23 protein-coding genes are annotated in these 20,681 nt (G+C 70.8%); 11 read left to right on the top strand and 12 right to left on the bottom strand.

Going from position 1 to position 20,681, the window contains the following annotated elements:
- Positions 1-9 precede the first annotated feature (9 nt).
- Positions 10-1,644 (bottom strand): ABC transporter substrate-binding protein, encoded by a 1,635-nt coding sequence (locus tag IPZ69_RS04025; protein ID WP_235452250.1) that lies wholly within the window; start codon positions 1,642-1,644, stop codon positions 10-12.
- Between the two features lie 263 nt (positions 1,645-1,907).
- Here IPZ69_RS04025 and IPZ69_RS04020 point away from each other — a divergent pair, with 263 nt between their 5' ends.
- Entirely contained in the window at positions 1,908-2,624 is a 717-nt protein-coding gene (locus tag IPZ69_RS04020; RefSeq protein WP_235452249.1) for a FadR/GntR family transcriptional regulator, read from the top strand.
- Positions 2,625-2,676: 52 nt separating this feature from the next.
- Here IPZ69_RS04020 and IPZ69_RS04015 read toward each other — a convergent pair whose 3' ends face one another.
- Both IPZ69_RS04015 and IPZ69_RS04010 read right to left on the bottom strand, forming a co-directional pair.
- Complete coding sequence (locus IPZ69_RS04015) at positions 2,677-3,639, bottom strand: hypothetical protein (protein WP_235452248.1); 963 nt, start codon at positions 3,637-3,639, stop codon at positions 2,677-2,679.
- Complete coding sequence (locus IPZ69_RS04010; protein WP_235452247.1) at positions 3,636-4,187, bottom strand: SigE family RNA polymerase sigma factor; 552 nt, start codon at positions 4,185-4,187, stop codon at positions 3,636-3,638. The genes IPZ69_RS04015 and IPZ69_RS04010 overlap by 4 nt, the downstream gene beginning before the upstream one ends.
- 173 nt (positions 4,188-4,360) lie before the next feature.
- Here IPZ69_RS04010 and IPZ69_RS04005 point away from each other — a divergent pair, with 173 nt between their 5' ends.
- Genes IPZ69_RS04005 through IPZ69_RS03980 form a run of 6 tightly spaced genes read left to right on the top strand, consistent with a single transcriptional unit; the run spans position 4,361 to position 8,779 of the window.
- A complete protein-coding gene (locus IPZ69_RS04005) occupies positions 4,361-4,576 on the top strand; it encodes a hypothetical protein (protein ID WP_235452328.1) in 216 nt (71 codons plus the stop codon).
- Positions 4,577-4,592: 16 nt separating this feature from the next.
- A complete protein-coding gene (locus IPZ69_RS04000) occupies positions 4,593-5,216 on the top strand; it encodes a DUF1266 domain-containing protein (protein ID WP_235452246.1) in 624 nt (207 codons plus the stop codon).
- 22 nt (positions 5,217-5,238) lie between these two features.
- On the top strand, positions 5,239-5,988 hold the full coding sequence (gene recO, locus IPZ69_RS03995; protein ID WP_235452245.1) for a DNA repair protein RecO: 750 nt from the start codon (positions 5,239-5,241) through the stop codon (positions 5,986-5,988).
- A gap of 18 nt (positions 5,989-6,006) precedes the next feature.
- A complete protein-coding gene (locus IPZ69_RS03990) occupies positions 6,007-6,855 on the top strand; it encodes an isoprenyl transferase (RefSeq protein WP_235452244.1) in 849 nt (282 codons plus the stop codon).
- Between the two features lie 40 nt (positions 6,856-6,895).
- Positions 6,896-8,221, top strand: a complete 1,326-nt coding sequence (locus IPZ69_RS03985; RefSeq protein ID WP_235452243.1) for a histidine-type phosphatase — start codon at positions 6,896-6,898, stop codon at positions 8,219-8,221.
- Positions 8,222-8,245: 24 nt separating this feature from the next.
- Positions 8,246-8,779, top strand: coding sequence for a YcxB family protein (locus IPZ69_RS03980; protein WP_235452241.1), 534 nt, complete (start codon positions 8,246-8,248; stop codon positions 8,777-8,779).
- A gap of 18 nt (positions 8,780-8,797) precedes the next feature.
- Here IPZ69_RS03980 and IPZ69_RS03975 read toward each other — a convergent pair whose 3' ends face one another.
- From IPZ69_RS03975 to IPZ69_RS03960, 4 genes are all read right to left on the bottom strand, one after another.
- The gene (locus IPZ69_RS03975) at positions 8,798-9,214 is read right to left on the bottom strand and encodes a Fur family transcriptional regulator (RefSeq protein ID WP_235452240.1); all 417 of its coding nucleotides are present in this window, start codon (positions 9,212-9,214) and stop codon (positions 8,798-8,800) included.
- Positions 9,215-9,288: 74 nt separating this feature from the next.
- On the bottom strand, positions 9,289-10,188 hold the full coding sequence (locus tag IPZ69_RS03970) for a metal ABC transporter permease (RefSeq protein ID WP_235452239.1): 900 nt from the start codon (positions 10,186-10,188) through the stop codon (positions 9,289-9,291).
- Positions 10,188-10,955 carry a metal ABC transporter ATP-binding protein gene (locus IPZ69_RS03965; protein WP_235452238.1) on the bottom strand — a complete coding sequence of 256 codons (768 nt, stop codon included), beginning with the start codon at positions 10,953-10,955 and terminating at the stop codon, positions 10,188-10,190. Before IPZ69_RS03965 ends, IPZ69_RS03970 begins: the two co-directional genes overlap by 1 nt.
- Positions 10,956-10,975: 20 nt before the next feature.
- Positions 10,976-11,947, bottom strand: coding sequence for a metal ABC transporter solute-binding protein, Zn/Mn family (locus IPZ69_RS03960; protein ID WP_235452237.1), 972 nt, complete (start codon positions 11,945-11,947; stop codon positions 10,976-10,978).
- A 159-nt stretch (positions 11,948-12,106) separates the two neighbouring features.
- Here IPZ69_RS03960 and IPZ69_RS03955 point away from each other — a divergent pair, with 159 nt between their 5' ends.
- Positions 12,107-13,489 carry a glycine--tRNA ligase gene (locus IPZ69_RS03955; RefSeq protein ID WP_235452236.1) on the top strand — a complete coding sequence of 461 codons (1,383 nt, stop codon included), beginning with the start codon at positions 12,107-12,109 and terminating at the stop codon, positions 13,487-13,489.
- A 51-nt stretch (positions 13,490-13,540) separates the two neighbouring features.
- Here the strand turns inward: IPZ69_RS03955 and IPZ69_RS03950 are convergent, their stop codons facing one another.
- Complete coding sequence (locus IPZ69_RS03950; RefSeq protein WP_235452235.1) at positions 13,541-14,647, bottom strand: endonuclease/exonuclease/phosphatase family protein; 1,107 nt, start codon at positions 14,645-14,647, stop codon at positions 13,541-13,543.
- 197 nt (positions 14,648-14,844) lie between these two features.
- Here IPZ69_RS03950 and IPZ69_RS03945 point away from each other — a divergent pair, with 197 nt between their 5' ends.
- Complete coding sequence (locus IPZ69_RS03945; RefSeq protein ID WP_235452234.1) at positions 14,845-15,453, top strand: LysE family translocator; 609 nt, start codon at positions 14,845-14,847, stop codon at positions 15,451-15,453.
- 25 nt (positions 15,454-15,478) lie between these two features.
- Here the strand turns inward: IPZ69_RS03945 and IPZ69_RS03940 are convergent, their stop codons facing one another.
- Positions 15,479-16,252: a hypothetical protein gene (locus IPZ69_RS03940; protein WP_235452233.1), complete on the bottom strand. Its 774-nt coding sequence runs from the start codon at positions 16,250-16,252 to the stop codon at positions 15,479-15,481.
- Between the two features lie 134 nt (positions 16,253-16,386).
- A complete protein-coding gene (locus IPZ69_RS03935; protein WP_235452232.1) occupies positions 16,387-17,439 on the bottom strand; it encodes a chitinase in 1,053 nt (350 codons plus the stop codon).
- Positions 17,440-17,590: 151 nt separating this feature from the next.
- Between IPZ69_RS03935 and IPZ69_RS03930 the strand changes: the two genes are divergently transcribed.
- Complete coding sequence (locus IPZ69_RS03930; RefSeq protein WP_235452231.1) at positions 17,591-18,598, top strand: aldo/keto reductase; 1,008 nt, start codon at positions 17,591-17,593, stop codon at positions 18,596-18,598.
- A gap of 29 nt (positions 18,599-18,627) precedes the next feature.
- Positions 18,628-19,215, top strand: a complete 588-nt coding sequence (locus IPZ69_RS03925; protein WP_235452230.1) for a TetR family transcriptional regulator — start codon at positions 18,628-18,630, stop codon at positions 19,213-19,215.
- On the opposite strand, the gene IPZ69_RS03920 is transcribed toward IPZ69_RS03925, so the two are convergent.
- The gene (locus IPZ69_RS03920) at positions 19,212-20,390 is read right to left on the bottom strand and encodes a serine hydrolase domain-containing protein (RefSeq protein WP_235452229.1); all 1,179 of its coding nucleotides are present in this window, start codon (positions 20,388-20,390) and stop codon (positions 19,212-19,214) included. The two genes, IPZ69_RS03925 and IPZ69_RS03920, sit on opposite strands and share 4 nt — an antisense overlap.
- 74 nt (positions 20,391-20,464) lie before the next feature.
- A complete protein-coding gene (locus IPZ69_RS03915) occupies positions 20,465-20,677 on the bottom strand; it encodes a hypothetical protein (protein ID WP_235452228.1) in 213 nt (70 codons plus the stop codon).
- Positions 20,678-20,681 lie beyond the last annotated feature (4 nt).

Genomic DNA, 20,681 nt, shown 5'->3' with positions numbered 1-20,681 from the left:
CCCGTCGGTTCAGACCCACTTGGCCTGGAGCAGATTGATCCCCGGGTACGGCTGTGGCCTTATCCCGCTGAGCTTCTTCGGGTCCCAGGCGGTCATCAGCTCGTTGTGCACGACCGGGTAGAGCACGGCCTGCTCGGCGACGACGTCGATGTAGTCCTGGATCATCGCCTTCTTCTTCTCGGCGTCCGGCTCCTGGGTGGCCCGGTCCATGTCCTTGAAGAGCTGCTTGGCGACGGAGTTGCCGGCCCAGCGGGCGTACTGCATCCACAGGTTCTGCGGGCCGTAGTTGTAGTGCATGATCAGGTCGGCGTCGAGGCCGAACTGGTTGGGGTTCGAGGCGGCGGCCACGACCTGGTAGTCCTGCTTCTGGTCCATCTTGGTGAAGACGGCCGTGGTCTCCTGCGGGGACAGGGTGGTCCGCACGCCGATCGCGTCCCAGGACGACTTGATGGTCGGCAGGCAGTCGACGATCCAGCTGACGTTCACCGCGAGGATCTCGATCTTCAGCCCGCTGACCCCGGCCGCTTTCAGCAGCGCCTTCGCCTTGTCGGGGTCGTAGTCGTAGACCGTCTTGGCCCGCCGGTAGGCGGGATTGGCCTCGTTGAGGAACGACGACGACGGCTTGCCGTGCCCCTTCAGCGCCACCTGCACCATCTTCTCGGTGTCGATGGCGTAGTGCAGCGCCTGCCGCACCCGCACGTCGTCGAACGGCTTGTGCTGGGTGTTGAACATCAGGAACAGGTTGTTCATCCCGGCCCCGCCCGCGACCGTCATCCCGCCGCTCTCCAGCTGCCCGATGTTGGCGTACGGGATGTTGTCGGCGATCTGGGCGCCCGCGTCGGACCCGGAGATCTTCGCCACGCGGGGCGCCGCGTCGACGATCGTCAGCCAGTTCATCTTCTTGAAGGCGGGCCGGCGCGGGCCGTTGTAGTCGGCGAACGCCTCGAAGGTGGTGTTGGACTTCGGGTGGTGCGCCGTCTGGCGGTACGGCCCCGAGCCGACCGCGAGCCCCTTGATCGCGTCGTCCCAGGCGCCCGGCTTGGCGAACACGTGCTTCGGCATGATCTTCGCGAGGGTGAGCCGGGAGATCCCCTCGGGGAAGGGGAACTTCAGCACCAGTTCGACGTTCTGCGCGTCGATCTTCCGGACCTCCTTCAGCCAGCTCGCGAAGAACCCCTTGGCCAGGGTCTGGGTGTTCGGGTCGAGGATCCGGTCGAAGACGAAGACGACGTCGTCGGCGGTGACCGGCTTGCCGTCGTGGAACCTGGCGCCCGCGCGCAGCGTGAACTTCCAGCTGGTGGCATTGAGGTCGGCCGGCACCTGTGTCGCCAGCGCCGCGTACGGCTGCCGGGAGATCGGGTCGGTGTCCAGCAGGCCCTCGTAGATGTGGTTGTTGCCGGCCATGGCGAAGGCGGACGCCGTCTGCGTCGGATCCCAGCTGCCGTCATTGCCGTACCCGATCACCGCGGTCAGCGTGCGGCCCTTGCCGCCGCCCCCGCCGCCGGTGTCGTTCGTGGACTCCGGCCCGGACGAGCAGGCCGCCAACGAGGGGGCGAGCGCGGCGGCCGCGCCCAGTGCGCCGGTGTACTTCAGGAACGACCGGCGGTGCAACGCCGGCACGTCGTGGGTCACGTCGTCGCGCACGGTTCCTCCAGCGAGGGATCCGGAAGGGGTGAGGGTGGAGATGGTGCTGAGGAGATACCAGGAGATGCGGGGGAGGTACGACGTCCTACGTCCTGTCGGTCAGCGCGACCATAGGAGCGCCCGTGGGGGCGGTCAAGGGATCGCACACGAATGGCGTAGCCGCCACAGGTCGCACCAATGGCGCAGTGAAATGGCTTGACAATGACGGGAGTTGGCGCAGGTCGGCCCGGGACATGGGACGTAGGACGTCCGGTGCGCGTACGATGCGGCGCATGCCCGCCGGGGAGCCCAGGAACATCCGGATACAGCGTGCGGTCATACAGCTGATCCTCGACCGCAAGCTGGGGCCCGGTGCGCCCCTGCCCACGGAGACGGAGCTGATGGAGGACCTCGGCGTCAGCCGCAACTCCGTCCGCGAGGCCCTCAAGGCGCTCCAGGCCCTCGACATCGTCGAGATCCGGCACGGCTACGGCACCTATGTCGGCCAGGCGTCCCTCACCCCCCTGATCGACGGCCTGACCTTCCGCACGCTGGCCCGGCAGGGCGACGACGCGGGCACCCTGGCCGAGATCCTCCAGGTCCGCGAGGTGCTGGAGGAGGGGCTGATCCGCCGGGTCGCGGCCTCGGCGACCGAGGCGGAGCTGGACGCCCTGGAGGCGGTGCTGACCCGGATGGAGGAGTCGGGCCGGGCCGGCCGGCCCTTTCCCGAACTCGACCGGGAGTTCCACGAGTTGCTCTACGCCCCGCTCGGCAACGCGCTGGTGCCGCAGCTGCTCGGGGCGTTCTGGACCGTGTTCAGCCGGGTCGCGGGTGCCCGGGGGTGGACCGACGATCCGGCGCCCGAGGTCACGGTCCGCCGGCACCGCGACATCGTCACGGCGCTGCGCGCCCGCGACGTGGCGGGCGCGCAGCGCGCGATGGCGGTCCACTTCCGCGGCATCGAGGCCCGCTCGGCCCAGGAGTCCCGCGGGGTGGGGTGAGATCCCGGGATGCCGGGATGCCGGGATGCCGGGATGCCGAGGTCCCCGGGGCCTACGGCAGCGTCTTCTCGTAGGTCCGGTCCTGGTCGGAGTCGTAGACCAGCTTGCCGCCGGCGTCGTACCCCTTGAGGCGCGGGGCCTTGGTGACCTGCTGGTGCAACTGGCCGGTGGCGACGAACCAGCCATGATCCAGGGTCGCCTCGGCGACGCCGTCGCCGTACGACACCGTCAGCTTCGCCACCGACGGGCGCACGCCGCCGACGACCCCCCAGCGGAACGGCAGCTTCCAGTGGCCCTTGTCGAGGAAGGACTGCTGGTAGAGCTTGCCGCTGTTGATGTCGGGCGCGACAGGCGCGGCGCCGTCGAAGTCGCCGCCGCCGGCGTTCAGGCCCTGCGCCTCGCCGTCCCGGATGGTGCAGATCAACCGGGTCTGCTGCGGCTTCTCCCGCACCGCGACGACGTACATCCCGTCGCCGGGCGCGTTCGAGTCGCCGGTGCTGCGCATCGCCAGGATGATCCGGTAGGCGGAGGGCCTGCCCAGGTCGGCGGACGGGGACACGGGGCTGCCGTCCGTGTGCTTGGGCTTGTTCGCCCTGTCGTAGGCGAGGCACTTCGTCAGTCCGTCCGAGGCCTGCCCGAAGGTGATCCCGTCCAGGAGCTGGCCGGCGGTGGCGGGCGGCGCGGGCAGCTCGGGCGTGGCCGACGCCGTGGCCGAGGGCATGGGGCCCGGTGTGTCCCGGCTGACCCGGACCGACGGCTTCGGCGCGGCGGGCGAACCGCTCGCACCGCCCCCGCTCACCGCGTACGCGCCCACCGGCACCGCGGCCAGCGCCAGCACCACGGCCCCGGCCAGGGCGGCGCGCTGCCGCCGTTCCGTCACGCCCTGCCGCCGGATCGTGGGGTATGGCGCCGGCGCGGGCCGGACCGTGTAGGCGTCCTCGGCGAGCAGTTCCCGCAGCCGTTCCTCGAAGTCGCCCTCCGGCTCGGCTCCCTCGCCGTGCTTCTCGTCGCTCATCTGCTGCCTCCCTGCCCGGCGGATGCCGCGTGGTCGCGGCCGGGCCCGTCCATCGCCCGGGCGAGCCCCGGAAACGTACGCAACTTGGCCAGGCCCTTGGACGCCTGGCTCTTGACCGTCCCGGTGGAGCAGCCGAGCGCCTCGGCCACCTCGCCCTCGGACAGGTCCTCCCAGTAGCGCAGGACCACCACCGCCCGCTGCTTGGGCGGCAGCCCGGCCAGCGCCGTCATCAGCGTGCTGCGCTCGTCGGCCCGGGCCACGGCGTCCTCGTGCCCCGCCCGCTCCGGCGGCGCCGCGGTCAGCGCCTCCGTGACCCGCCGCTTGCGGAACCGGTCGCTGTTGCAGCTGACCAGGATCCGGCGGACGTACGCCTCCGGATGGTCACTGCGCGCCACCCGCCGCCACGACCGGTACGCCTTCGCCAGCGCCGTCTGCGTCAGGTCCTCGGCGTGATGCCGGTCGCCGGTGAGCAGATAGGCGGTCCGCACCAGATGCGACCACCGCGCTCTGACGAATTCCTGGAACTGGGCCTCATGTTCGGCCTGCATCGGCCACCCCCTCGCCCACCAGACCACCGGTTCGGCGGATTCGGTTGCCCGGGGGGCCGGGGTTGCACCGGGGGAGTGTTTCCCGAGGCGCGGAGTCTAGTGACACAGGGCCACTGGAGGGAGGCGAAGCGTGAAAGTCGTGGCGGGCGGGGACCGAGGTGAACGTGAACGTGATGAACCTCCCGCTCGGCTCCTACGCCGTCGACACCCTCACCGGAAGACTGGGCCTCGTGATGGGCCACGAGGGGCCGTACGTGCAGCTGAGGCCGTACGGCGGCGGGCGGGAGTGGGACGCCCGGCCGGAGGCCGTCCGGCCGGCCACCCCGGCGGAGCGGCTGAGCGCGGCCACCGCCCACGCCAACGCCCGCAGCCGGGGCGAGGTCCCTTGACGTAGGGTGCGGGCTCATGGCGCTGACGAGACTGCGAGAGTGGAGGAAACCCAAGGCCGCTCGGCGGTACCCCGTCCCGCTCACGATGCACCAGCTGTGGATGGTGTCACTGAGCGCGCCGGTGAGCCACGACCGCGGCGCCTCCCGGAGCACCCTGTACCCGTTCACGCGGATCGACGACGACAGCGCCCGGCGCTGGCTGGCCGACCAGTGGGAGATCACCTCGCGCGAGAAGCTCGTCGGCCGGCTCGACGGGCTGGCACGCACCGGCTACCGGGCCCGCGCCCAGCAGCTCCTCGGCGTGGCACCGCTAGCCTGGGACGCCGCCCTGTACGTCGACATCACCCGGCGCGGCTTCGCCTGCGGGAGGATCACGGAGCACGAGGCCTGGACCGCGCTGAAGAGCATCGTGCCGGCGGTGGCGGGGACGTACGCCTCATGGCAGGAGTACGCCGATCACTATCTGCTGGGGCGCAAGGTGTGGCGCGACGGGCTGCGCGGCACCGAGGACGCCGGCTTTCCCGCACCCCAGGCCACCGCCGACGCCCACCTGCGTTCCCTGCTCGACCCGGCGAACCGGGCCAGCCCCTGGAACCTCGCCCCCTGGGATGCCATCTATCAGCCCGACCACGCCCGCTGACTTCGTACGCGAGAATGGACGCATGAGTCTTTTCCGGGACGACGGCATCGTGCTGCGCACCCAGAAGCTGGGTGAGGCGGACCGGATCATCACGCTGCTCACGCGCGGACACGGGCGGGTACGGGCCGTGGCGCGGGGCGTACGGCGGACCAAGTCGAAATTCGGGGCGCGGCTGGAGCCCTTCTCCCACGTCGACGTGCAGTTCTTCGCCCGGGGGAGCGAGCTGGTGGGGCGCGGCCTGCCGCTGTGCACCCAGAGCGAGACCATAGCCCCGTACGGCGGCGGCATCGTCACCGACTACGCCCGCTACACCGCCGGCACCGCCATGCTGGAGACCGCCGAGCGGTTCACCGACCACGAGGGCGAGCCGGCCGTCCAGCAGTACCTGCTGCTCGTCGGCGCCCTGCGCACCCTCGCCCGCGGCGAGCACGCCCCGCACCTCGTCCTCGACGCCTTCCTGCTGCGCTCCCTCGCCGTCAACGGCTACGCCCCCAGCTTCGGCGACTGCGCGAAGTGCGGCATGCCCGGCCCCAACAGGTTCTTCTCGGTCGCCTCCGGCGGCTCCGTGTGCGTCGACTGCCGGGTGCCCGGCAGCGTCGTCCCCTCCCCGCAGACCCTGCTGCTGCTCGGCGCGCTGCTTACGGGAGACTGGGAGACGGCGGACGCGTGCGAGGCGCGGTACGTCCGGGAGGGCAGCGGGCTGGTGTCCGCCTACCTGCACTGGCATCTGGAGCGCGGACTGCGCTCTCTTCGGTACGTGGAAAAGTCGTAAGAGGGAGACGAGAAGCTCATGGTCGTACGCGGGATCCTGGGACGCCAGCGCCGCGAGTACAAGGCGCCGGAGCCGCACCCGTCCGGCGCCCGCGCGCCGAAGCTGCCGGGCGAACTCGTCCCGAACCATGTGGCGATCGTCATGGACGGCAACGGCCGCTGGGCCAAGGCGCGCGGGCTGCCGCGCACCGAGGGCCACAAGGTCGGCGCCGAGCGCGTGCTCGACGTCCTCCAGGGCTCGATCGAGGTCGGCGTCCGCAACATCTCCCTGTACGCCTTCTCCACCGAGAACTGGAAGCGCTCGCCCGACGAGGTCCGCTTCCTGATGAACTTCAACCGCGACTTCATCCGCAAGACCCGTGACCAGCTCGACGAACTCGGCATCCGGGTGCGCTGGGTGGGCCGGATGCCCAAGCTGTGGAAGTCGGTCGCCAAGGAACTCCAGGTCGCCCAGGAGCAGACCAAGGGCAACGACCTGCTCACCCTGTACTTCTGCATGAACTACGGCGGCCGCGCGGAGATCGCCGACGCCGCGCAGGCGCTGGCCGAGGACGTGAAGGCGGGCCGTCTCGACCCGTCCAAGGTCAACGAGAAGACCCTGCAGAAGTACATGTACTACCCGGACATGCCGGACGTGGACCTGTTCCTGCGCCCCAGCGGCGAGCAGCGCACCTCCAACTACCTGCTCTGGCAGAGCGCGTACGCCGAGATGGTCTTCCAGGACGTGCTGTGGCCGGACTTCGACCGCCGCGACCTGTGGCGGGCCTGCATCGAGTTCGCCTCCCGCGACCGCCGCTTCGGCGGGGCCGTCCCGAACGAGGAACTCCTCGCCATGGAAGCCGCGATGAAGGGTGACGCCACCTCTTAGCCATCGGTGGTTCACGCGGGCCGCCGAGGATGCGGGACTCATGAGACGTCTCACGCCTGTCCTCGCCCTCGGCGCCCTGCTGCTCACCGCGCTGCCGGCCCACGCGTCCGACGGTCCCGCGCACCGGGACTCCTACGGCACCAAGGCGCCCTACGCGCCCGGGCAGAACCCGCGCACCTACCAGCGGCCCCCGGCCGGCTACACGCCCGTCTTCACCGAGAACGTCTCCCGGCACGGCTCGCGTGCCGCCACCGACAGCGAGGACGGCGACCTGATCCTCGCGCTCTGGGACAAGGCCCAGGAGCAGGGTCAACTCACTCACAGGGGCGAGGAGTTCGGGCCGCGCGTGCGTGCCCTGCTGGATGCCATGGCCAAGGTCGGCCACGGCAACCTCAGCGGCCGCGGCAAGCAGGAGCTGAAGGACACGGCCCTGCGCATGGAGCAGCGGCTGCCGTCCCTGTTCGGGAAGATCGCCGCGAACGGCGAGAAGATCGACGTCGTCAGCTCCGGCCAGGGCCGGGCCGTCGACAGCGGCACCGCGTTCACGGACGCCCTCGCCGAGGCCGACCCGGCGCTGAAGCCGCTGATCGGGCCCGCCCGCACCGACAAGGACCTGCTGTACTTCCACAAGGCGGCGGGCGGCGCGGCGTACCGCGACTACATCGCGCACGACCAGCGCCTCGCGGACACCCTGAAGTCGATCACCGACCAGCCCCGGACGCACCGGGCCGCCCACAGCGTCCTGCGCCGGATCTTCACGGAGGACTTCGTCGAGCGGATCGCCGACCAGGTCCCGGCCGCCCAGGCCGTCTACAACCTGTACGCCATCGCGCCCGCCATGAGCGAGGAGAGCCCCGACGGCGCCGGCTGGGGCATGGAGCCGTACATCTCCCGCTCCGACGCCGCCTGGTTCGGGTACCTGAGCGACGTCGAGGACTTCTACGAGAAGGGCCCCGGCTTCGCCGACAGCGACATCACCTACAAGATGGCCGGCGTCCTCCTGGACGACCTCTTCAAGCAGGTCGAGGCCAAGCGGGCCGGCACCAGCACCCTCGGCGCCGAACTCCGCTTCACCCACGCCGAGGAGATCATCCCGCTGGCCGCGCTGATGGGCCTGCCCGGCAGCACGGAACCGGTCACCCCGCAGCAGCCGTACACCTACGCCGACAACGCCTGGCGCGGCGCGGACGTCGCCCCCCTCGGCTCCAACATCCAGTGGGACGTCTACGAGAAGGACGGCCGCTACCTGGTCCGCATGCTCTACAACGAGAAGGAGACGGCCTTCAGGGCGGGCTGCCGTCCGATCGCGAAGGGCAGCAAGTTCTACGACCTGGACGAGCTGGAGCGCTGCTTCGGGCGTGGCTGAAAGCTGACGGTACGATCCCGCCTCATGGTCATGGACATGGGGCGGGACGCCGAACAGGGCGTGGTCGAGCTGGCGTACCAGCCGGTCGCGGGGGATTTCGTGGCGGCACTGCGGGAGCGCAGGCGGTTCAACCGGTCGGGGCGGATCCGCAAGGCGGCCCTGGTCGTACTGGCCGCGACCTGGGTGCTGAGCGTGGGGGTCGCGGCGACCGGCGGAAAGGCCGACTGGTTCCTGCTGCTCTACCTGCCTCTGGCCGTGCTCATGCTGCTCTCCGTGCCCCGGATGCAGGCCCGTCGGCTCATGCAGGTCGTCGCCCGCAACGGGGTGCACCGCGTGACCGTCACGGACGCCGGGATGACGATGGCCACCGACAACAGCACGGCGTCGGTCAACTGGGTCGCCCAGCCGCGCTACCGGGAGACCGAGGACGCCTTCTTCACCTTCAGCGACGAGAAGAACGCCACCTGCTTCAGCGTGCTGCCCAAGCGCGGGCTGCGAAGCCCCGCCGACGCGGACCGGCTGCGGGAGATCCTCGACCGCAATCTGACCCGGGCCTGAGCGGCAGAGGTCTGAGCGTCAGCTCCCGGAACAGGCGCAGTCCGCGCAGGTGCCGAAGATCTCCACGGTGTGTGCCACGTTGACGTAGCCGTGCTCCGCGGCGATCGCCTCCGCCCAGGTCTCCACCGCGGGACCCTCGACCTCGACGGCCTTGCCGCAGCTGCGGCAGACGAGATGGTGGTGGTGCTCGCCGGTGGAGCAGCGGCGGTAGACGGACTCGCCGTCGGAGGTACGCAGGACGTCGACCTCGCCGGCGTCGGCGAGGGACTGGAGGGTGCGGTAGACCGTGGTCAGGCCGACCGAGTCGCCCTTGTGCTTGAGCATGTCGTGGAGGTCCTGCGCGCTGCGGAACTCGTCGACCTCGTCCAGGGCCGCAGCCACGGCTGCCCGCTGGCGGGTCGCACGGCCCTTCACGGGCGGTCCAGCGGTCGTCACCGGTTGCCTCCTTCGTCTGGCACGGCTCGCGTCTGCGTCTGCCGGGCCATTGTGCCAGCCCGGGCCCGACGCGGTCAGACGCCGACCTCGTCGGTGGCCCCCCGGGTGGCCGGAATCGAGCACTCCGCGGGGTCTCCGGCGGGCCGTGCCGCGGCGGCCGCGCGGGCGCGCCGCCGGGCCAGCGGAGTGGCCAGTGCCGTCAGTACGAGGAACGCGCCGATGGTCAGCAGCACAATCGTCGCGCCGGGCGGCACGTACTGGTAGTACGAGGTGATCGTGCCGCTGACGGTGACCGTCACGCCGATGGCGACCGCGATCGCGAACGTGGCGGTGAAGCTGCGGCTGAGCTGCTGGGCCGCCGCCACCGGCACCACCATCAGCGCGGACACCAGCAGCAGTCCGACCACGCGCATCGCGACGGTCACCGTGACCGCCGCCGTGACGGCCGTCAGCAGGTTCAGGGCGCGCACCGGCAGGCCGGTCACCCGCGCGAACTCCTCGTCCTGGCTGACCGCGAACAGTTGCCGGCGCAGGCCCAGCGTGACCAGCAGGACGAAGGCCGCGAGGACGCAGATCGCCGTCATCTCGGGCTGCGACACGGTGGAGAGCGAGCCGAAGAGGTACGACGACAGGTTCGCGTTGGAGCCGCCGGCGAGGTTGATCAGCATCACGCCGCCGGCCATGCCGCCGTAGAAGAGCATCGCGAGGGCGATGTCGCCGCGGGTCTTGCCGTACCAGCGGATCAGCTCCATCAGCACCGAGCCGAGCACGGCGACCGCCGTCGCCATCCACACCGGTGACGTGGACAGCAGGAAGCCGAGGCCGACGCCGGTCATGGCCACGTGGCCGATGCCGTCGCCCATCAGGGCCTGGCGGCGCTGGACCAGGTAGATGCCGACGGCGGGGGCGGTGATGCCGACCAGGAGGGCGGAGACGAGCGCCCGCTGCATGAAGGCGTAGTTCAGGAAGTCCATCAGCTCAGCAGTCCCGTGCGGATCGGTTCGGCGCCCGAGGCGTCGTGCGGATGTACGTGGTCGTGGCCGGGCAGGGCGTGCTGGCCCACCGCCTTCGGGGGCGGGCCGTCGTGCAGGACGCAGCCGTCGCGCAGCACGACCGCCCGGTCGATCAGGGGCTCCAGCGGACCCAGTTCGTGCAGGACGAGCAGCACCGTCGTACCGGCCGCGACCTGCTCGCGCAGGGTGCGCGCGAGCACCTCCTGGCTGGCCAGGTCGACGCCCGCCATCGGCTCGTCCATGATCAGCAGCTCGGGCTCGGCGACCAGGGCACGGGCGATCAGCACACGCTGGTGCTGGCCTCCGGACAGGGCGTTCACCGAGTCCTTGGCCCGGTCCGCCATGCCGACCAGCTCCAGGGCCCGGTGCACCGCCGCGTGGTCGGCCTTGCGGAAGAGGCCGAAGCGGGTGCGGGACAGCCGGCCCGCGGAGACGATCTCGGTGACCGTGGCCGGGACCCCGCCCGCCGCCGTGGTGCGCTGCGGTACGTACCCCACGCGCGCCCAGTCGCGAAAGCGCCGGCGCGGGGCGCCGAACAGCTCGATCTCGCCGCCGCTGACCGGCACCTGGCCGATGACGCTGCGGATCGCGGTCGACTTGCCGGAGCCGTTCGCGCCGAGCAGCGCGACGACCTCACCGCGGTGCACGGTCAGGTCGATGCCGCGCAGGACCGGGCGCGAGCCCAGCTCCGCGGTGACCCCGCGCATCGATATGACGGGCTCGCCCATGACGTCGTCCTCCGTATCGGTCACTTGGTGCCCAGGGCGGTCCGCAGGGCCTTGAGGTTGGCCTCCTGGACCGAGAAGTAGTCCCGGCCCCGGGACTTGTCGGTGATGCCCTCGATCGGGTCGAGGACGTCCGTCTTCAGGTGTGCGTCCTGTGCGACGGTCTTCGCGGTCTCGTCGCTGACGAGCGTCTCGTAGAACACGGTGGAGACGCCGTCGGCCCGCGCCAGCTTCTCCAGGTCGCGCACGCGGGCGGCGCTGGGCTCCGACTCCGGGTCGAGGCCGTTGATGGCCTCCTCGGTGAGGCCGTAGCGCTCGGCGAGGTAGCCGAAGGCGGCGTGCGTGGTGATGAAGACCTTGGTCCGGGTGCCGGCCAGGCCGTCCCGGAAGCGTGTGTTCAGGTCGTCGAGCTGCTTCACCAGGGCCGCGGTGTTCTTCCGGTAGTCGGCGGCGTGGTCCGGGTCCGCCTTCTCGAAGGCCGCGCCGACGCCCTTGGCGACCTCGGCGTACTTCACCGGGTCGAGCCAGATGTGCGGGTCCTTGCCGCCCTCCTCCCCGCGCCCGCCGGATGCGTGCTCACCGGAGTCGTGCTCGGCCGCGTGGCCGCCGACCTCGGTGCCGTGCTTCTCCAGCGAGGTCAGGGAGGCGGCGTCGACCCGGGTCCTGAGCCCGGACTGGGCCACCGCGTCGTCGACGGAGGGCTGGAGGCCCTTGAGGTAGAGCACCGCGTCGGACTCCTGGAGCCGGACGATCTGCCGCGGGCTGAGCTCCAGATCGTGCGGTTCCTGGCCGGGAGAGGTGAGATTGGTGACGTGGACGTGGCTCCCGCCGATCCGCTCGGCGAGGAAGGTCATGGGGTAGAACGACGCGACGACGTCGAACTTGTCGGTCTGGGCCGCCCCGGCGCTGTCGTCGGCGCAGGCGGAGAGCGTGCCGAGCCCGAGGGCGGTGACCGCGGTCGCCGCGGCCGCGGGTATGAGTCGTCGTACGTTCATGACACTCATTTTCAACAAAAACGGAAACCGTTGTCAACAAGCTTCCTGGGAGGCCTTAAAGGGATACCGATTTGGTTGAGGGGGAGCCTGCGCCGGTAACCTGAATCATTCGCTGGAAGCATCTCGCTTCGTCGCCGTCGTCGTAATGAAGAGAGCACCGTGGCCGCCGACAAGATCGACACCATCGTCAGCCTGAGCAAGCGCCGTGGCTTCGTATTCCCCTGCAGTGAGATCTACGGCGGCCAGCGTGCCGCCTGGGACTACGGGCCGCTGGGTGTCGAGCTCAAGGAGAACATCAAGCGTCAGTGGTGGCGCTACATGGTGACGTCGCGCGAGGACGTGGTCGGTATCGACTCGTCCGTGATCCTGGCGCCCGAGGTCTGGGTCGCATCCGGCCACGTCGCCACCTTCACGGACCCGCTGACCGAGTGCACCTCGTGTCACAAGCGGTTCCGCGCCGACCACCTCGAAGAGGCCTACGAGGAGAAGAAGGGCCACGCCCCGGCGAACGGCCTGGCCGACATCAACTGCCCGAACTGCGGCAACAAGGGCCAGTTCACCGAGCCCAAGCAGTTCTCGGGTCTGCTGTCGACGCACCTCGGCCCGACCCAGGACAGCGGCTCCGTGGCGTACCTGCGCCCCGAGACCGCCCAGGGCATCTTCACCAACTTCGCCCAGGTGCAGACCACCTCGCGCCGCAAGCCGCCGTTCGGCATCGCCCAGATGGGCAAGTCGTTCCGCAACGAGATCACGCCGGGCAACTTCATCTTCCGCACGCGCGAGTTCGAGCAGATGGAGATGGAGTTCTTCGTCAAGCCGGGCGAGGACGAGACGTGGCAGGAGTACTGGATGGAGCAGCGCTGGTCCTGGTACACGGGCCTGGGTCTCCGTGAGGAGAACATGCGCTGGTACGAGCACCCCAAGGAGAAGCTCTCCCACTACTCCAAGCGCACCGCCGACATCGAGTACCGCTTCCGGTTCGGCGGCAGCGAGTGGGGCGAGCTGGAGGGTGTCGCCAACCGCACCGACTACGACCTGTCGGCCCACGGCCAGGCCTCCGGCCAGGACCTCTCCTACTTCGACCAGGAGGCCGGGGAGCGCTGGACGCCGTACGTCATCGAGCCCGCCGCCGGTGTCGGCCGCACCATGCTGGCCTTCCTCCTCGACGCCTACGTCGAGGACGAGGCGCCGAACGCCAAGGGCAAGATGGAGAAGCGCACGGTGCTGCGCCTGGACCACCGCCTGGCCCCGGTGAAGGTCGCGGTGCTGCCCCTGTCCCGCAACCCGGAGCTGTCCCCGAAGGCCAAGGGTCTCGCCCAGGCCCTGCGCCAGCACTGGAACATCGAGTTCGACGACGCCGGCGCCATCGGCCGCCGCTACCGCCGTCAGGACGAGATCGGCACGCCGTACTGCGTCACCGTCGACTTCGACACGCTTGAGGACAACGCGGTGACCGTCCGTGAGCGCGACTCGATGAAGCAGGAGCGCGTGTCGCTCGACCAGATCGAGGGCTACCTCGCCGGGCGCCTGCTCGGCTGCTGATCGCTCGGTTCTTCGGTGCCGGGTCCCTTCGGGGGCCCGGCACCGTCGTGTTTACAGGTCCAGGTCCACGTAGAGCGCGGCGTGGTCCGATGCCTCGTCGGTCTTCGCCTTCACGCTCTCGAAGTGGTTCGAGTGCGCGAAGATGCCCCGGGTCTCCAGGCCCACCTTCTGCACCTTCCCCCACAGCGCGGGCGGCAGCATGACGTAGTCGAGCTTGTCCCGCGTCTGGTGGCAGGTGCCGTGGGTGCCGGGCTCACCCTGGTAGGAGGGGTGACTCATCACCTCGCGCAGACCGGTGTCCAGCAGCACCGCGACCGGTTTGCTGTCCGGGAAGTCGTTGAGGTCCCCCGCGACCACGGCGTTCGGGGTGCGGTCCAGCGCGGCCCGGTAGATCTCCGCGACCCGCTCCGCCTGGGCCAGGCGCAGCTCCGGGTCGTCACCGGACTTGCTCTTGAGGTGGTTGCCGAGGAGCACCAGACTCTCCTGGCCGAGCCGTATCTCGTACTCGGGGCAGTCGCGGCTGAACAGGGGCTTCGTCGGGTCCGCCGGATTCGGGTCGAAGAGGTGCGGCCGGACGGATGTGATCGGGAAGCGGCTGAGGATCCCGATGTCGATGCTCCGCGGATCATTGCCGTCGATCAGCAGGTTGAAGGGGTACGGCTGCCAGCCGAGGCCCAGGACGTGCTGGTTGAAGCGGTCCAGGGTGAGCCGGTCCTCGACCTCGGGGACCAGCAGGACATCGGCGTTGACTTCTCTGATCACCCGTCCGGTGTTGCCGACCGCAGCCATGTCCAGGTCGTCCCGCCCGAGTTCGGCCCAGCCGGCCCACGTCCCCCGGCCCTTGGCGCGGATCGGGAGCTCCGTCGGCTGTGTCCCCGGCGGCGGCGTGTCGAAGAGCCCACTCTCCTTCCCGGGGCGGTTCTGGTTGATGTGGATCAGCGGCGGGTCCTCGGGATCGCTGCTGTACGCCCGGTACTTCAGGATGAGCGCCGAGATCTTGTCCTTGTCCTTGTTCGTGTACGTCTCCTTGTCCAGGAGAGCGACCAACGCATCGAACTCGTCCAGGACTTGCTTCCGCTGTGCCGCGTTCGAGAGACGGAAGACGGAGGGACGGCGGAAGAGGTTCTCGGTGTTGAAGGTGGCGATACGGACGACCATCGCGGCCTCCTGGGGCGGCGCTGGAACACCGCGGCCGACGGCAGGCGCCGCCTGGAGACTGCTCGTCAGCAGTTCCCATTCTCCGGGCGGTCACGCATCGTGTCCAACGGAGGGCTGGTTCCCGCCGGACATTGGTCCCCCACGAAGGCCCCGGATTGGCCCTGTTCGCGGAGCGGTCGGGTCAGCAGGCTGGCCGCATGAGCCTCGCCTTCCTGCTGACCACGCTCGTCGTCGTCGCCACCCCCGGCACCGGCGTCGTCTACACCCTCGCCGCCGCGCTCTCCCGCGGCCGCCGCGCGAGCGTCGTCGCCGCCTTCGCCTGCACGCTCGGCATCGTGCCGCACGTGGTCGCCACCGTCACCGGGGTCGCCGCGCTGCTGAACGCGAGCGCCGCCGCCTTCCAGATCCTCAAGTACGCCGGTGTCGCCTACCTCCTCCACATGGCCTGGGCCACGGCGCGGGACAAGGAGGCGATCGTCGTCGACGACAGGGCGCCCGCGTCCACGGGCCGGGTGATCGTCCGCGGGGTCCTCGTCAACATCCTCAACCCGAAGCTGACGATCTTCTTCTTCGCCTTCCTGCCCCAGTTCGTGAGCCCCGACGAACCGCACGCGGTCGTCCGGATGCTGGCGCTGAGCGGCGTCTTCATGCTGGCGACCTTCGTGGTCTTCGCCGCGTACGGCATCCTCGCCGCCTCGGTCCGCGGCCACGTCACCTCGCGGCCCAGGGTGATGACGTGGCTGCGGCGGACGTTCGCCGGTTCCTTCCTGGCCCTCGGGGCCAAGCTGGCGCTGACCGCGCGCTAGCCGTGACCGGCCGTCGGCTCCGGCATCAGCTCGACGGCAGCTGGTCGTACGTCCGGTAGGTGTAGTACGCGGTGAGCGAGAGGGAGTTGCCGGTCGCGGCCGGGAGGCCGAGGCGGTCGTCGAGCAGGCGGCCGAGCGGGCCGCAGCCCTGGGCGGACGGGACGCCGAACGTGTCGTCGTACGCGTCGAACTTGATGATCGGCGGGTTCTTCGAGACCCGCTCGGCGCCGCCCACCCGCCGCAGGCGGAGTTCGACGGGGGTGTCGGCGCCTATGGTGCAGCCCTTCGGCAGCAGGCGCCCGTGGAGGCCGAAGCGCATCGTGAACAGGCCCAGGCTGTCGCCGGTGGAGTAGAAGTCGGACCGGCCGCCGTACTCCGGCCGCAGGGAGAGCGCGAGCGCGCGGCCGTGGTCCGTGCCGGGGATGCCGAGGAGGCCGCCCGGTACGGCGGTCGGCGCGGCGCGCAGGGCGCCGAAGACCTGGCCCGCGCTACCGTCGGGCAGCGGGCCCTCCGCGTGGGTGATGGTCATCGGCGCGAGGGCGGGGACGGTCCGGTTGCCGAGGGTCAACGAGCCGGTGGCGGTGAGGACTTCGCAGCGCCACTGGGCCGGGTCGACGCCGGCCGGAAGGTCCGGGCAGTCGCCGAAGGCGAACGTCGGGACGGAATCGGCAGGCGTGTCGGCGGCGAGCGCGGGGGCGCCGGCCGCACCGACGGCCGTCGTGGCGAGCACGGCGGCGACGGCGAGTCCGGCGGCCCCGCGGCGGACGGTCGACAGCCGCTTCGCGGCGTTGATCTTCATGACCCCAGGCTGCCGCCACGGGCACCCCGGCGGCATCGGGGAGTCCCCTGGTCCCACCCCGGGGCGGACCCTGACGTGGTGTCAGGGCACACCCCTGAGATCCCCCGGAACCCGGCGTCCCCGCTCGGCTCGCCTCAACGCCCTTGCAGGGACTTCACGTTGTCGCCGAAGGTCCAGTTCTTCGAGCCGTCCCAGTTGATCGACCAGGTCATCAGGCCCTTGAGCGAGCTGCCGTAGTGCCGCCAGGCCTGGGCGACCGGACCGGGTGCCATGTAGCCGCCGCCGGCGCCCGGCTGGGCGGGCAGGCCCGGTACCTGCTTGTCGTAGGGGACCCGGATCGTCGTGCCCTGCACCACCAGGCCCTTGTCGAGACAGTCCGTCTGCGCGACGAACCCGGCCACGGTGCCCGCCGAGTAGGAGTCGCCCGAGCAGCCGTACATGCTGCCGTTGTAGTACTGCATGTTGAGCCACCACAGGCGGCCGTTGTCGGCGTACTTCTTGACGATCGGCAGGTAGGCGCCCCAGATCGAGCCGTAGGTGATGCTGCCTCCGGTGACGTACGCCGTCTCCGGGGCCATCGTCAGGCCGAAGTTGGACGGCATCTGGGCCAGGATCCGGTCGATGATGCGGATCAGGTTGGCCTGGGACGTGGAGAGCTGGGTGATGCTGCCGCTGCCGACCAGGCCCGTCTCGATGTCGATGTCGATGCCGTCGAAGTTGTACTTCTTCAGGATCGGGACGACGGTCGAGACGAACCTGTCCGCCACGGCGGTGGAGCTGAGGTCGATGCCGGCCGCCGCCCCGCCGATGGAGAGCAGGATCGTCCGCCCGGAGGCCTTGGCCGCGCACATCTCCGCGGGCGTGGCCACCTTCACCCCGCTGTCCATGCCGTCCTCCCACAGCGCCGTGCCGTCGGAGCGGATGACCGGGAAGGCCGCGTTGATCACGTTGTAACCGTGCGCGGCGATGCGGGAGTCGGTGATCGGGGTCCAGCCGAAGGGCGGGTGGACGCCGTTGGACGAGCCGTCCCAGTTCTCCCAGTAGCCCTGGAGGACCTTTCCGGACGGGCGGGACTTGACCGCGCAGGTGTCGGCCGCGGATGCGGCGGGGGCGACGGCGACCGAGAGCGGGACGAGACAGGCCGTGGTCAGCGCGGCGGCGAACAGGCGCAGCGTGCGGCGGAGCATACGGGGCCTCCCGGTGGGGGTGCGGTGAGGTGTCGTAGGCATGACAGTGCTCGTGGTCCAGACCTCTCGTCAATAGGTCTGGACCAAATCGCGAGGGCGGTGACAAGTGACAGATATTGAAATCTGTCATCTGTCATGTCAGGGTGATGGCATGACGAAGCACACCCGCACTCTCGGAACCACCGGCCCCCAGGTGTTCGCCCTCGGCCTCGGCTGCATGGGCATGTCCGCGCTGTACGGCGACACGGACCGGGCCGAATCCATCGCGACGATCCACGCCGCCCTGGAGGCCGGCGTGACCCTGCTGGACACCGGCGACTTCTACGGCATGGGCCACAACGAACTGCTGATCGGCGAGGCGTTGCGCACCGCGCCCGCGGCCCGCCGGGAACAGGCGCTGGTCAGCGTCAAGTTCGGCGCCCTGCGCGGCCCGGACGGCGACTGGGCGGGCTACGACGGCCGGCCCGCCGCCGTGAAGAACTTCGCCGCGTACTCGCTGCAGCGCCTGGGCGTCGACCACATCGACGTCTACCGGATCGCCCGCCTCGACCCGGACGTGCCGATCGAGGAGACGGTCGGCGCCATCGCGGAACTGATCGAGAAGGGGTACGTCCGGCACGTCGGCCTGAGCGAGGTCGGCGCCGAGACCATCCGCCGGGCCGCCGCCACCGCGCCGGTCGCGGACCTGCAGATCGAGTACTCGCTCATCTCGCGCGGCATCGAGGAGTCGGTCCTGGGGACCACCCGGGAGCTGGGCATCGGCATCACCGCGTACGGAGTCCTCTCCCGGGGCCTGATCTCCGGCCACTTCAGCGGCGACCGGCAGCTCGCCGCGAGCGACTTCCGCGCGTACTCGCCCCGCTTCCAGGGCGACAACCTCCGGCACAACCTCGGCCTCGTCGAGGCGCTGCGCGAGATCGCCGAGCAGAAGGGGGTCAGCGTCGCGCAGGTCGCCATCGCCTGGGTGCTGTCCCGGGGCGAGGACATCGTGCCGCTCGTCGGCGCCCGCACCCGGGAGCGGCTCGCCGAGTCGCTGGGCGCGCTGGACGTCACGCTCACCGAGGCGGACCTGACCGCGATCGAGGCGGCCGTCCCCGCGGACGCGGCGGCGGGCGACCGCTACCCGACCGCGATGATGTCCCACCTCGGCTCCAAGTAGCGGCCGCGGCGCCGGGTACGGTCTAGGTCATGGCACCGACCACCGCGACCCTGACCGCCGAGCGCATCCTCGAAGCGACCGAGGAGGTGCTGCGCCGCCACGGCCCGGCGAAGGCCACCGTGGTGGACGTGGCCCGGGCGCTCGGCGTCAGTCACGGCAGCGTCTACCGGCACTTCCGTACGAAGGCCGCGCTGCGGGAGGCGGTGACGAAGCGGTGGCTGGACCGCACGTCGCAGGCGCTGGCCGGGATCGCCGAGCAGGACCGGGCCCCGGAGGCCCGGCTGCGCGACTGGCTCAGGGGGCTGTTCGAGGCCAAGCGCCGCAAGGCGGGCGACGACCCCGAGCTCTTCGCCACGTACACCGTGCTGGCCGGTGAGAACGTCGACGCGGTCGGCGAGCACCTCACCGACCTGACCGGCCAGCTCACCCGGATCGTCCGGGCGGGCGTCGACGCGGGCGTCTTCACCACCGCGGACCCGGCGGCCACGGCCCGCGCCGTCTTCCACGCCACGGGCCGCTTCCACGATCCGTGCTATGCCGCGGAGTGGGAACAGCCGGGCGTCGACGCCGAGTTCGAGGCCGTACTGGACCTGATCCTGAGCGGCCTGCGCGCTTAGCCGATGCCTGCCGCATTCTGGGCGGCGCCCGCCGTCACTCGCCAGAAGTCGCGCATCAGCGGGGTGGGCGTCGGGTTCTCCATCGCCACCTGGGTCAGCAGGATCGTGATCGTGCCGGTGGGCGGGACGAGGTGGGCCGTGGTGCCGGTGCCGCCGACCCAGCCGTACCGGCCGGGCACGTTCCACGGGTCGGCCGGGGTGACGTCGACCTGGCCGCCGTAGCCCCAGCCCTGGCCCTCCAGGAACAGGGCGCCGATCTCGCGCTGGCGGGCCGTGAGGTGGTTCGTGGTCAGGCGGCTCACCGAGGTGGGGGTGAGCAGCCGGTGTCCGTTCGCCTCACCGCCGTTCAGCAGCATGCGGGCGAAGGCCAGCCAGTCGTCGGCCGTGGCCACCAGGCCCCCGCCGCCCGACGGGAACGCCGGGATCCGGCTCCAGTCGCCGTCCGGCGGGTCCGCCAGTTGCAGGGCGCCCGCGTCGGCGGGCCGGTAGTAGCTCGTGAACCGGTCGCGTTTCGCCGCCGGGACCTCGAACGCCGTGTCCGTCATGCCCAGCGGGCCGAAGACCCGCTCCGCCAGGAACTCCGGGAGCGTACGGCCGGACACGCGCGCGATCAGCACGCCCTGGAGGTCCGAGGCCGTGCCGTACAGCCAGGCCTCGCCCGGCTGGTACAGCAGCGGGACCCGGGCGAGTTCGGCCACCCAGGTGTCCGGGTCCGGCCAGGACCGCGGGACGCGGCCGTCGCGCTGGACCCCGAACAGGGCCTGGACGGCGGGCAGCGAGAAGTCGGAGGGGAAGCCCCAGCCCGGGCGGGAGCTCAGCAGGTCCGCCACCGTGATCGGCCGCGCCGCCGGCACCACGTCGTCCACGGGGGACGACGGCGTGCGCACCACCATCGGCTTCGACAGTTCCGGCAGCCACGCGTCCACCGGATCGTCGAGCCCGATCCGGCCCTCCTCCACCAGCATCAGCACCGCGGCCGCCGCGATCGGCTTGGTGATCGAGGCGATACGGAAGATCGAGTCCCGGGTCATCGGGGCGGAGCCGTCGGCGTCCCGCGCGCCGACGGCCACCACCTCGACGTCCTCGCCCCGGGCGACCAGACCCACCGCCCCCGGGACCGTCCCGTCGTCCACGTACCGGCGCAGGGTCTCGTGCAGTGCGGTGGTCGAGGTCATCGGCCGGCCCTCCGGTCGTCGCGTTCCCTGTCCCCCGTACGACTCCTGCCGCACCGCGAACTCATCGGCGGGGTCTAGGACTGCGCCCCCGCCGGATCCACCGTCGCCTGGTGGGCCTCGGCCAGGTGTTCCTCCGCCTTCAGCCAGGGCAGGAACTGCGCGCTCTTGCGCCAGCCGCAGGTGTCACATCTGATCGTGCGCTGCACGCCCGTGCGCCGCACCCTGACCACGTGTTCCCGCCCGTGCTGGTCCCAGCGGCTGACCTTGCTCGTGTTGATCTGTTGCATGACG

It is taken from the genome of Streptomyces olivochromogenes, from assembly GCF_021538895.1.
In the GTDB taxonomy this organism is placed as follows: domain Bacteria; phylum Actinomycetota; class Actinomycetes; order Streptomycetales; family Streptomycetaceae; genus Streptomyces; species Streptomyces olivochromogenes_A.
The sequence above is the reverse complement of the archived record's forward strand: the minus strand, read 5'-3'. Positions and strand labels throughout refer to the sequence as shown.